At 40.5% G+C, this 14,305-nt stretch carries 2 protein-coding genes (1 of these 2 cut by a window edge); both read left to right on the top strand.

What is annotated here, in order from left to right; all coding sequences use genetic code 11:
* A protein-coding gene (locus OCI93_RS10795) for a non-ribosomal peptide synthetase (RefSeq protein WP_261626396.1) crosses the window boundary here: on the top strand, window positions 1-2,240 show its 3' portion. 7,645 nt of this gene lie to the left of the window's left edge; the window shows 2,240 of its 9,885 coding nt (coding positions 7,646-9,885); the start codon falls outside the window, past its left edge; the stop codon is at window positions 2,238-2,240.
* Entirely contained in the window at window positions 2,240-14,305 is a 12,066-nt protein-coding gene (locus OCI93_RS10790) for a non-ribosomal peptide synthetase (RefSeq protein ID WP_261626395.1), read from the top strand. Before OCI93_RS10795 ends, OCI93_RS10790 begins: the two co-directional genes overlap by 1 nt.

Raw genomic sequence — 14,305 nt, 5'->3', positions numbered from 1 at the left:
CGTTATTTCAAATTTTATTTGCGTTGCAAAATAATGAAGTGACAGAGTTTAAGTTACCTCATTTACAAATTGAGCAATTACCGCAGAATTCACATCAAATGAAGTTTGACCTCGAAGTGAATGCGATAGAGCGTGAGCATGGCATTGAGCTGCAATGGAATTTTGCCACCTCACTATTTAAACGCAACTCTATTAAAGCAATGGCTTGTGCTTTTGCTACCATGATTGATGCATTACTAAAGCAGCCCTTGCAGCTTACAAGCCATGTACCATTGAATACAAAAGAGCAGCAAATACAGACGGTAAATGCTCATACACATTTTAGTGACTCATCACCTAATCTCTCTTTGTTGCAGCGTTTTAATCAAGTAGTTAACAATGACCCAAACCGCACTGCGGTCGTTGCACCGAATAAGACGCAGATGAGCTTTATTGACTTACAGCAACAAGCGTTACAACTCGCCAGTTATTTGCGCAAAAATAACCTAGCCGAAAATGGGCTTGTTGCCATTTGCTTGCCTGCCTCAAGTGACATGGTAGTGGCAATGTTGGCTGCATGGCATGTAGGGTGTGCATATGTACCGATTGACCCTAAATTACCCGCAGAGCGTTTTAAGTTTATTTTACAAGACGCTCAAGCAAGTTGTTTAGTAACAAGCGAGGCTATTCAACAGCAGGCTTTCATAGCGAACTTAGAAGAACTGGGTGTGCCATTAGTTTGGTTTGATAATAAAGAATCTTGGCAAAACACGGAGGTATTAATTGATTGGCCTGATACTTCGTCTGAGGCGCTGGCCTATGTGATTTATACATCTGGTACAACAGGGCAACCAAAGGGCGTTGAGATAACACAGGGTAATGTTGCTCTTTATCTCGCGCACGCGCAATCGAGTTATCTTAGTGAGATTGAATCTGCGGTTTTAAGTACGCCGCTTGCGTTTGATGCTTCAGTTACAACAATTTGGGCCCCCTTACTTGCGGGCATGGCTATAAATATTATTGCTGATGACGACACTATGTTAGACGAATTAGCTGAGCAAGTATTTGATAACAATGCCTCTGTGCTATTTAAGTTAACACCAGCTCATTTACAAGGGTTGTTAACTAGGTTACCAGTGCAACCAATAGATAATGCTCATAAGTTGGTGGTAGGTGGAGAAGCTCTCAGCGTTAAATTACTTGAGCAGCTAAGTCATTATTTGCCTAATTGTTACTGGGTGAATGAATATGGCCCGACAGAGGCCACTGTTGGTACTAGTATGTACAGTACCGATAAAGTCGGTATTGCTAAGTTATTTAAATCCTCAGAACAATATGTGCCAATCGGTAGGCCAATCGAGAACACCCAACTCGTAGTACTAGACGAACATCAGCAATGTGTACCCGCAGGCGTTGTTGGAGAGCTATATGTAGGTGGGCATAACTTGGCAAATGGCTATTTGGGGTTGCCTGTAATGAGTGCTGAGAAATTTGTGCTAATAACACTGCCAGGCACCAATAAAGCCGAACGATTTTATAGAACAGGCGATAAAGTCCGTTGGCTCACTGATGAGCAGGGAATAGCCGATCAGTTACAATTTTATGGGCGATACGATCTACAAGTTAAGCTCAGGGGTTACCGCATAGAGCTCGGTGATATTGAGCATTGTTTAAGCAAGCTTGAGCAAGTACAACAAGCTTATGTATTACTCAATCATGAACAAGAGAACTTAGCTGCTTTTATCGTGCCATCAAATGAAGCACCAGAGTTAATCGATAACGAACCGTATTCTTTGAGCCAAGAACAACTTGAAACCTTACGGCAGCAGTTGGCGCCGCACTTACCACATTATATGCTGCCGCATAAGGTGATTGCGTTGAAAGAGTTGCCGCTGACCAGTAATGGTAAAGTCGATACGGTAAAACTACAAAACATCTCTCATCAAATACAGACAAAGACAAAAAATGTAGCTCCACGCAATGAGTTAGAGCGTAATTTAGTAGATATATTCTCATCTCTATTAGGAGTGGCATCAATAGGTGTAACCGATGGCTTTTTTGCCTTAGGAGGGCATTCACTGCTAGCTACGCAATGTGTTGCAATCATCAAAGAGCAGCTAGGTATTGATATACCGGTTAAAGTATTGTTCGAGCGACCAACCATAGCAGCTCTATCCCAATGGTATGCAATTAATCAAGCTGCACTCGACGCTACCCCAAGCGATAACACCTGTGATACTTCAGAAGAGATGTTTTTATAATGAACGAACAAACATTATTAATAGAGAACTTAATCGGAGAAGCACTTGCAGCAGGTGTAACATTATATGAGAAAAATGGTGGCTTGGCTTTTAAGCAAAATAATGATTTTCCCGATGAATTAAAGTCGCGAGTTATTGCGCATAAAACACAGATAATTGATTACTTTTTGCAGCAAAAACAAAGTCAGCACAATGCAAACGCCAACCTTTTCAATGAACTTAGCGCCGCACCAAGAAATAAGCCTATACCTTTGAGCTTTGCACAAGAAGGATTATGGTTTGTAGAGCAATTACAAGGCAGTGCACAATACTATATGCCCGTAGAATTTAAGCTACATGGCGAGCTTAATATTACTGCATTCAAACAAAGCATAAAACAAGTCATTGCCCGCCATGAAATATTACGCACTACATTTGTTGTTGATAGTAAAGGCGTGCCATATCAGCATATAGCGTCAAACATCGATACACCATTTGAGTACTTTGATGCTAGCTGTATTGAAAAAACGCGACGAGAAAAAGAAATAGAACAACGATTGCATGAACATCAACACCAACCATTCAACCTTGCCCATGGCCCGCTTCTGCGTGTATTGCTGATATCTAATGAAGCTGAGCATTGGCTTGCTTTTAATATGCATCATATTATTTCTGATGGCGCATCTTTACATTGTTTAGTCAAAGAAATTGAGCGCTTATATCGCGGTATAATTGCCAACAAGCCTGATTTAACCACGCCCTTACCAATACAGTACGCAGACTATGCAATTTGGCAAAAAGGTGCATTAAGTGACAATAAATTACGACATGCAATGGCGCATTGGCAAAAAAAGTTATCTGGCTTTGAGTCAATTCAGTCGTTACCAACTGACCGGCCCCGGCCTGCAATACAAGCACTCAATGGACAAGTATATCGTCAGCACCTAAATGCTCAACTATGCACCAAACTGCAAAGTCAGGTCATGCATCATCATGTCACTCCGTTTATGTGGATGCTTAGCTGTTTTATGTTATTTATCGGGCGTATTAATCAAACTAACCAAGTGATAGTGGGAACCCCGGTATTAGGCCGTCATGATCCAAAATTAGATGCCCTCATTGGTTTATTTGTTAACACCATCGTGATCCCAGCTGATATTGAAGACGAGCGACCGTTTAGTGCTTGGCTACACAATCAAAAAGATGCAATTTTACAAGCCCTTGAATATCAAACCTTGCCCTTTGATAAGCTGGTAGATGCGCTTAATTGTAAACGTGACTTGAGCCATCATCCATTGGTACAAATTTTATTTACCCTAGAGCATAATGAACAAGGCACTTTCAGTTTACCTAACTTAACGATTGAAGAAGAGCGAGCACCACAAAATAGTCACTGTACAATTAAGTGCGACCTTGAGCTAAATATACAAATGAGTGAGCAAGGGACGACTATAAATTGGAAGTTCGACCGGGCGTTATATGATTTAAATACGATTACAAATTGGGCTAATAGTTTTGCTTTACTCTTAGAGCATGTTGGTGCATCTCCAAACACCCCTTGTGCGCATATTCCTTTATTGAGTGAGAAGCAAAAGCAGCTGTTAACGCACGATTTGAACGAACATGTGGATTGGCCTAAAAGCAGTCATTTAGTAGCGTTGTTTGAGCAACAGGCCGTAAAATTTGCAAAGCGAATAGCCATAACCGATGAGCATGGTGAACTGAGTTATGAGCAACTTAACATAAAAGCTAACCGATTATCGCGAGCGTTAATTGCGATGGGTGTTAATTCACAGCAGCTGATCCCAGTGAGCGTCAGTCGTAATGCGCAATTGGTCGTTACATTATTGGCCACTTTAAAAGCAGGGTGCGCTTATGTGCCAATAGACCCTGACTATCCGCAAGAGCGTATAGACTACATTATTAAAGATGTAGGCAGTGATATATTAATTTGTGACCAAGTAAATTATGCTCGCTTTAAAACACTGGCTAAACAAGTCGTTAATATTAGTGATCCTGAGCTAACAGCCAATATTACCGCCGATGATAATCTCAATATACCGATTGAACCTGAACATTTGGCATATATGATTTATACCTCAGGTACCACAGGCCATCCTAAAGGGGTTCAAATTGAACATCGCCAAGTTGTAAGGTTACTGTTTACTGAACCCAGATTATTTGATTTTAACGAACAAGACGTATGGACGCTATTCCATTCATTTTGTTTTGATTTTTCAGTTTGGGAAATGTATGGCGCGTTACTCTTTGGTGCACGTTTGATTGTTGTGACTGAGGCACAAAGCAAAGATAGTCAAGCATTTGCAAAGCTTTTAATAGCGCAAAAAGTAACGGTATTAAACCAAACACCCAGCGCATTTTATGTGTTGCAAGATACTGTATTTCGTTTGGATGATACTGACTTAGCGCAAAGCCATATTCGTTACGTTATTTTTGGTGGTGAGGCATTACAGCCCGCCAAACTAGCACCTTGGGCACAAAGGTTTAGCCACTGTAAGTTAATCAATATGTACGGTATTACAGAAACCACAGTACACGTTACTTACAAACATATAACCACGGTAGAAATTGCACAAGGCACCAGTAATATAGGTTCGCCTATACCAACAACATCCTGTTATGTATTAGACAAATATTTGCAACCACTTCCTCAGGGCGCAGTCGGTGAGCTTTATGTCGGGGGAGAAGGGGTATGTCGAGGATATTGGCAAAGAGAGCAACTCAATATAGAGCGCTTTATCGACAATCCATTTAACAATAATGGTCAAAAACTGTATAAAACGGGAGATTTAGTTCGCTATCTAAATAATGGGGAGCTCGCATATATCCGCCGTATAGACGACCAAGTTAAAGTACGTGGCTATCGTATAGAATTAGGTGAAATAGAAAACCAGTTACGCAGCCACCCTTGGCTCAAAAATGTCAGTGTGCTTCTTAAGCAAAGTGATACGCTCGGTAGCGTTATATGTGCATTTGTGGTGCTTGAGCAAGCGGCGCAGTTTGATTCTTTAACGTCACAAGTACAGCAATATCTTAGACAAACATTGCCTGAGTTTATGCTGCCAAGTAGCGTAGTTTCAGTGATCAATATGCCGCTTACCAGTAATGGCAAAGTAGATAAAAAAACGCTACTTGAAATAGATATATTTGAGCAAGATACACAGCAATATAGTGCGCCAAATACTCAGTTTGAACAGCAAATAGCGGATTGTTTTGCCGAAATATTAGAGCTTAATGAGGTAGGCCGTGAGGCTCATTTTTTTAGGTTAGGTGGGCATTCGTTGTTGGCAACGCAAGTAGTCGCTCGATTACGCGAAAAAACAAAGTTAAACATTACGCTAAAAGATTTATTCCAACGTCCAGAGGTAAAGTCACTGGCGCAATTGGCACAGCAAAACTTCAGCGAAAATGATGAACAAGAACTCGATATTTTACCAATTTCACCGCAAAGTAGTGAGCACATAGCGCTGTCATTTGCACAACAGCGCTTATGGAGTATTGATAAAATTCAACAAGGCAGCCTTGAATACCATATGAGCGCTGCATTTGAGCTGGTGGGTGAGCTTAATATTGACGCTTTTACGCAAGCTTGGCGTGCGATTGTAACGCGTCATGAAATACTAAGAACCTACATTGTGAGTTCTCAAAGCGGTGAACCTAACCAACAGGTAATGCAGCATTACGATGATATTGTGCATTATGTTGACGCAAGTGCATTGAATGAAGAGCAGCAAAGTAGACTATGGCTAAAGGTGTTAAGAGACGATAAACAAACTGCGTTTCAGTTAGATAGTGATCTTATGTTACGTGTGGTTTTGTTAAAACAAAGCGCTGAAAAGCATCTGTTTTTGGTGAATATGCATCATATAGCCAGCGATGGGCAATCGCTTAACATACTGGTTAAAGAGTTTACTCAGTTTTACCACAACTTTGCTCATACACATGCACTGCCAGAGTCATTAAGAACACCTTTACTCATTCAATACGCGGATTATGCTCACTGGCAGCGACGTACTCTAACGGCAGATAAACTGCAAAAGCACGCACAGTTTTGGTTAAGTCATTTAGCGGGAGCACCGCCACTTCATCAGTTGCCTCTAGATAAGCCAAGGACCAAACAGCTTACTAAAGTGGGGGCACAATTAAGCCAGACTTTTGGCGCGCATTTATCTGCTGCCATAAGGGCACACTGCCAGCGTTTAGATGTAACCACATTTACTTGGTTACATACTGCATATTCGTTATTGGTAGCTCGCTTTAGTAACAGCCAAGATGTAGTTATTGGAGCTCCGTTTTCAGGGCGTCACCATAGTCAGCTTGAGCATTTGATTGGCTTTTTTGTTAATACATTACCCATTCGCACTAAAGTAAGTGAAAAAATTGGGTTTGAAGCTTTGTTGTTGCAACAAAAGCAAATTCTACAGGATATTCATTCACATCAAGACATGCCTTTTGAGCAGATCATTGAGCAACTTAAATTGCGCAGAGATTTGAGTCACCAAAGTGTCTTCCAATTAACATTCTCCTTGAATCCACAAATGGATAGTCAGCTTAAGCTCTGTGGTATTAATGCCAATGCGATAGATGAAGCGATACATACAGTTAAATTTGATATTGAGCTGAGCTGTTGTGAAGATGATAATCAAATGCGTTTCAACTGGATATACAATCAAGCGCTATTCTCAGAACAAACCATCAGTTCTATGGCGAGTGCTTTTGAAGTCTTAGTTGGGCACCTAATAGAGTTTCCTCATCGATGTGTGTTTGAAATTCCTTTGCTATCCAAACAGCAATCGCAGCAGCTAGTGATCAGAGGAAGATATAACGAAGCTGTCAATGGGCGTACTGTAATAGATGAGTTTGTGGAAATCGCTTGTGAATCCCATAGCCATCATATAGCGCTGATAGAGTCAGACAACACGCAAGGTTTCAGTTATCACTTTTTACACAACCGAAGTAACGAATTTGCACATTACTTATTACATAAAGGGTTGCAAAAAGAGCAGCGCGTAGTTGTGAGTATGAGCTTTGGCGTAGATCTTGTTATTGCTATGCTTGGCATATTGAAAGCGGGTGGCTGCTATGTTCCTGTAGACCCAGATTACCCGCAACAAAGAATTACCTTTATTAATGAAGACTGTGGCGCGGTGTGGGTTATCACACATAGTGAGCACATTGATAAGTTCAGCAGTGGTATGCATCAACATCAAATGTTGTGTATTGATGACTACCATTTAGAGCAAGACATAATTAATAATGCACATCAAGAGCGTTGCTTGCCGTTATTAGATGCCAATCAACTTGCGTATGTTATTTATACCTCAGGCACAACAGGTAACCCTAAAGGTGTGATGGTGCCACACAAAGGGTTAATGAACTTATGTGCATGGCATAACCACGCGTTTAAAGTGAGTGAGCAAAGCGTAGCAAGTCAAACAGCCAATATTGCATTTGATGCAGCCGCTTGGGAGCTTTGGCCGTACTTGTGCGCTGGAGCAACTGTTGTGAGCGTTTCTAAAAGCGTCCTTAACGCGCCTGAACAGCTGTCTCAATTACTTACTCAAAATAAAGTAACACACAGTTTCTTAGCCACACCTATTGCTGAAGTGGTACTCAATGATGCCAAATTTACTCCGCAATATTTGCGTTATTTACTTGTAGGTGGTGACAAACTAAATAGCATCGATGTGTCTTCCATGCCATTTACACTTATCAATAATTATGGACCAACTGAAGCATCAGTCGTAGCGACTTCTGGTGTAGTTCAATCAAGTGAGAAAGCCCCTGATGTTGGTATGCCAATCGACAATACCTATCTTTATATTCTTGATAAGTATCAGCAGCCAGTCCCTAAGGGCATGATTGGTGAATTATACATTGCAGGGCAAGGGTTAGCGCGCGGTTATTTAAATCGAGATGATTTAACTCAATCCCGCTTTGTGACACTTAACAGTGTGCATACAAAGCGCGTTCGCGCTTATCAAACCGGTGACTTAGTTCGTCAATTGGGTAACGACAGATTGGCATATATTGCGCGTACCGATGATCAAATAAAGCTAAGAGGGTATCGCATTGAATTAGGTGAGATTGAGCAGGTAATTTTAACTTGCCATGGATTAGAGGAGTGCGCAGTACAGGTTTTTGAATTAGCAGGTGGCGCAAAACAGCTTGCTGCATTTATAGTGTATGATACAGATATCGACTCTGAGCACGGTAGATTAGAGGCCATTAAAAGCCAAGTAGTTAAAAAATTACCTGCTTATATGCATCCTCATCGTTACATTATATTGAGCGCGCTGCCTCTTACGGCGCATGGCAAAGTTGACCGCCGTGCTCTGACGCTGCATATCAATAATTTACAAAACGTTGCTAACGACGTTTCACTTAAAAAAGCAACGCAGCAAGAATCCCAAACAGTAATAGAAAAACTACTTCATATTTATCAAAGTGTTTTAAATAACAATATGTTTAAAGCTGAAGATGATTTTTTTGCTCAAGGGGGAGACTCTATATTAAGTATTCAAATTGCAAGCCGTGTACGGACATTGGGAATACATATAGCAGTTGCTGATGTGTTTAACTATAACACGGTTCATCTGCTTGCTGAGCATGTCAAAGATCAGATAAACATCGCTAACACAGACACCGCTGTTAAAGAATATACAGGGGTTATACAAGCACTACCGATACAGCATTGGTTTTTTGAGCAAAACTTCAAAGTACCCTCGCACTGGAACCAAGCGCTTATGTTATCTATTGATAAGTCGCTAAGCACCAAGCACATGGAATTGGTTGTAAACAGTTTACTTAATTTGCATGAAGGGCTGCGCAGCGTTGTAAATGAAAAACAGCTTGAAATAGTTGAAGAGATAGCAGCCAATCATGTACTAGAGAATATTGACTTAGCAAATCACCTCAATTGGCAGTCTGAACTAAATAAGCATGCAAACCTTGCTCAAGAGAGCTTTCATTTTTCAGGCACCCCTTTATTAAGAATATGCCATTTTACAACACCAGAATTTGAGCAGCACCACCGTTTATTAATTGTTGCCCATCATTTGATTATTGATGGGGTTTCTTGGCGTATTCTTTTAGAAGATTTACAGTTGGCGTGTGAAAGTGCCATTAAAGGCCAGCACATTGTATTGCCCAAGCGCACAGTATCGCTTAATGAAGTTAGTCAGTTTTATATTGAACAAGCACAGCAACAAAATCACTTAAGTCGATGGCAATCACTCGCCAAGCTTGCAACCACTAGTAGTATGTTGCAATTAAAGGCAGTTGATACAGCAAAGTCGTCATTGCCTGCGTCTTATCAATATACGTGTTCTAAGTCATTGACCAATACGCTTATAAAAGACGCTAATTTGCCATATAACACATCGGTACAAACATTATTACTTAGTGCTTTGCAATGGTGTGCGATGCATTACTATCAAACTCATTCGCAAATTATTATGCTTGAAGGGCATGGTAGAGAGACATTAAATCAAGCACTTAAAGCTGAACGCTGTGTTAGTTGGTTAACTGCTATGTTTCCATTTCATTTATTTAGTAATGCAGCAACACCATCAGAAGTGATCTGTAGCGTCAAAGAGCAATTAGCGCAAAGCACGCCACTTGCTAGTAGTTATGGTGCTTTACGCTACAATCACACGTCAGAGAGTATTCGCCAATCGCTAATGATAGAGACAAAAGATAAATTATTTTTTAATTATCTTGGGCAGTTAGACAGCGCGATAAATAATGATGGCTTAATTATGGACGCGCAAGAGCCAGCAGGCCAGCTGCATAGCAAATCTAATCATCTTTATTACGGCTTACAGGTAACTTCTGCGATAAGTAACGGCCAATTAGTACTCTCATTTGATTATGATAGTAACCGTATTAGCGATAAAGATGTCAGTAACTTTGCTAAAAACTTTGAGCAAAGCTTACAGATTATTGTTAGCCATTGTGTGCAAAACAACACTCGCCACTATACTCCTAGTGACTTTAGTTTACTCAAGCATGTATCTAGGTTACAGCTGCAAAACTTAACTGCCAGTTATGCACAACGCGCAATTGCTGATATTTATCCAATGAGCATGTTACAACAAGGTATGTGGCTGCAAAGCCAGCGCCAACAGACAACAAACTCATACACACCATATCTGGAGCAAGCCATGATGGTGTTTGAAGGGGAGTTTGATGTTGAGGCTTTTGATTATGCATGGCAGCATGTAATTCGCACGCACAGCATACTTCGTACAGCTTTTGTAAAAGCAAGCAATGAGCCGCTACAAATTGTATTTGAACAGTGTGATGTACCACTTACTATTGATCCCCTACAGAGCTTTGCAGTCAGTGGTATGTGTGAAGAGGATTATATTAATAATTGTGCGCAGCAAGAGTATCACACAGGTATTGACCTGTCGCATGCACCTTGTATGCGGTTACGCTTATTACCTATTTCTAATAATCGATATGGATTTATTTGGACCTATCATCACCTCATTTTAGATGGCTGGTCTTTGCCTGTTTTATTCGCCAACTTATTGTCATATTACAATGCGCGTTTAAATGCCAAAGTGCCTAATATCTGTGAAGACAAGTACAAAGACTACATTGCATATATACAAGAACAAGACGCAAAAGGGGAGAAAGCATTTTGGCAAAGCTATTTGGCAGGAATTAGCGAACCAACATTAATTAGTGACCATATTATCTGTGATGGTGTGCCAGAAAATGGCCAGATGCAGCAACTAGAGTTAAATATAGATGTACAACTAAAGACAGAAATTGAGTACTTTGCAAAGACCAACGGGTTCACACTCAATCATGTCATTCAGGCAGTTTGGGGTTATTGGCTTAGTATCTGCTGCGACAAAGAGTATGCTTTGTTTGGTCAAACGATCTCAGGCAGACCAACAGATTTAATCAATGTTGAGCAAAAAGTGGGTTTGTATATCAACACACAAGCAGTGAAGTTAGATATTACGGCGCACAGTACCGTACTAGCTTATATTAATACGGTTAAACAAAATTATTTGGCACTTTCAAAATACAGTCATAGTGCGCTGACTCAAGTACACAACTGGAGCGATATTGAAAACGGTTCACAGCTATTTGACGCATTATATGTATTTGAAAACTATCCTACAGCACCCCTTGATAATGCGGATGATGTGCCATTTGAGGTTATTAGCCAAAATTATGTAGACCATACCCATTACCCACTTACACTGGTTGTGGGCGCGGCGGAACAAGTATCACTTAATTTATGTTACGACACAGGATGTATTAATCATAATGTCGCCGAGCAAAGCTTAGAGACATTAATGCATTTGTTAAATATGTTTGTTAATCACCCAAATGAGCAATTGTATAAATTGCCGTTGGTTGCACGTACAGACTTCAAGTTACCGTTGGACACATTTTCGCTGTCTTTACCTGACACCGGGTTTGTTGAATTTGATGCCAACACTACTTTGATTCAACGTTTTGAGCTAATAGTAAAATTACATCCACAAAAGCGGGCGCTTGAGTACTATCATGCAAGTGAAAGAATTAATATGAGTTACCTGCAACTCGATAAGCACGTAAATCAATACGCCAATTATATTCAGCAACACTTGCCCAAACAGACAAATCAGCCACTCATTGGTATTTGTTTAAAAGCAGGCTTTGAATTGATAATAGCTATTTTAGCGTGTTTAAAAATGGGGGCTGCTTATTTACCAATATCACCTCAACTTCCTATTGCTCGTCGCAATTTCATGGCTCAAAACGCGGATATATCTGGACTTATAAGTAGCCAAAGTGACTGGAGGGATGACTTACCAAAGTGCACCATATTTGACGTTATGCATCTACCCGCTGATTTACCAAGTACATTTATAAATACCTCTGACGTTGATTATGCAAAATCAAAGTTATGCTATGTCATCTATACATCGGGTACGACAGGCACACCTAAAGGAGTGATGGTAGAGCAGCAGAGTGTACTCAATTATGTGTCATTTTTAAGCAAATGCTATGGCATTTCTTATGCTGATAATTATCTACAGTTTGCCAGCTGTAGCTTTGATGTATTTGCCGAGGAGTTATTTTGCACATTATTAAATGGTGCAACTTTGGTTTTGGCCGACTCTAACCAACTATTAACGGCCAAGGGGCTTGGTAAAGTTGCTGTTCAAAGTACACTCACTTTGATGAGCCTACCAACGGCTTATTGGCATACACTTGCAATGGAAAAAGTGGACTTTGGCACTGGGCTTAGAGTGATCACTATTGGTGGAGAGCAAATGCAAACCTCTGCGCTGCGTCGTTGGCAAAAGAATCAGAGTGCTACAATACGTTTAGTTAACGCCTATGGGCCCACTGAAGCAACTATCTCTACAACACTGCGTGATGTTACTCATCACCAAAGTGAGCGATTAGCAATTGGTAAGCCTGTTATGGGGGCTACGCTGTCAATATTAGACAAATACCGCCGTGCTGTGCCTTATTATATATCAGGTGAGCTTTATATTAGTGGCGCTTGTTTAGCACGTGGATATTTAGGGGATACAGAGAAGACCAATAAAGCCTTTATTACAGATGAGTATAGCGGTGCGAGACTGTATAAAACAGGAGATAAGGTAAGAATAAACGCCAATAATGAGTTGGAATATATTTGCCGTTTAGATGAACAGGTAAAGGTTCGTGGGTATCGCATAGAGCTTGGAGAAATAGAACGCAGCTTACTGCTTGATGATAATGTTGTGACTTGTGCTGTGGTAGTTTGTGACGATGTTAACGGCACCAAGCAATTGCATGCCTTTGTTGTTGCAAAGTCAGCAAATACAGACGCAGCTCAACTAAGTCGGGTTTTGGCACAAAAGCTACCTGATTACATGGTGCCACGTCATATTGAACTTATGGCTGAGTTACCGCTAACTGGTAATGGTAAAGTTGATAGAAAACAACTCGTCGAAATCGCGAGTAATATTAACCGCTGCGATAAAGTAATCAACCATGAAGAGATTAAAACGCCGCTGCAGGTTGAGCTATCAAACAGAGTTAAACAGTTGCTCAATATTAATTCAATTAATTTACATGATGATTTTTTCACACTTGGCCTGCACTCATTGTTAGCGATGCGGTTAGTCGGTGAATTAAGTAATGCGCTTAACTATGAAGTACCCATTGAGTTGGTTTTTCAACATCGTTCAATTGCCACACTAAGTGATGTATTGCAAAGGCGCATACATGCTATGGACCACCATGTTCAAGATACAAAGACGCTAGTTTGTTTGCAATCTGGCCAACAAGGCTATACCCCTATCGTGTTAATTGGTGGGGCTGGTGGCTTATTAATGGCATTCCAGAGCTTGGTACAAAAATTGGACGAACGTATTCCAGTTTTTGGATTACAACCAGATGAAATAGCTAATCGTTGTGAAGTAGTTAGTTCTTTAACACTAACAGCACAGCATTATTTGAGCGAGTTAACAACGCTAGAGCTTGCTCAGGTGCACTTAGTTGGCCACTCATTCGGCAGCTTTATTGCCTATGAAATAGCTAAGCAAGCAACTGTCAATAAGACGCTAAAATCAACACTCACCTTATTAGATACGCCAGTCCCTCATGATGAAAATGAAATATTTGACGCGCAGCAGTGTGCGCAGTTTATGTTAGAGAACATAACGGAGTTTTTTGCACTTCAGTTGTCCATTGAACAAATATGCAATTACAAAGCGCTTTCTTTAGAGCAGCAATACAGTTGGCTGAGCCAATTTTTATGTAACTCAGGGTATCGTTTTTCAAGTAAGCAATTGAGTTGCTTTGCAACTGCTTTTAGTGCGCAGCTTAACGCTCATATCAACCTTAATATGCGGTTAGATAATGTCCCTACTGCAGTGATAAAAGCACAGCAAACAACACACTTTAAAGACAAGTTACTTAGTTCAGATATGGGATGGGCAAGTTTAAGTACCAAGTTATCGGTGTATGAAATCGCTGGTAATCATCTGAGCATATTACAAAAAGAGCATGTGGGTGAAATTATTAATTTACTAGAAAAGAATTACGTTCTTAATTAA

It is taken from the genome of Pseudoalteromonas holothuriae (genome assembly GCF_945859825.1).
Classification (GTDB): Bacteria; Pseudomonadota; Gammaproteobacteria; order Enterobacterales; family Alteromonadaceae; genus Pseudoalteromonas; species Pseudoalteromonas holothuriae.
The sequence above is the reverse complement of the archived record's forward strand: the minus strand, read 5'-3'. Positions and strand labels throughout refer to the sequence as shown.

What these genes read in the sequence shown, in the direction of transcription:
- OCI93_RS10790 (WP_261626395.1), top strand. Translation starts at nt 2,240, where the DNA reads ATGAACGAACAAACATTATTAATAGAGAACTTAATCGGAGAAGCACTT.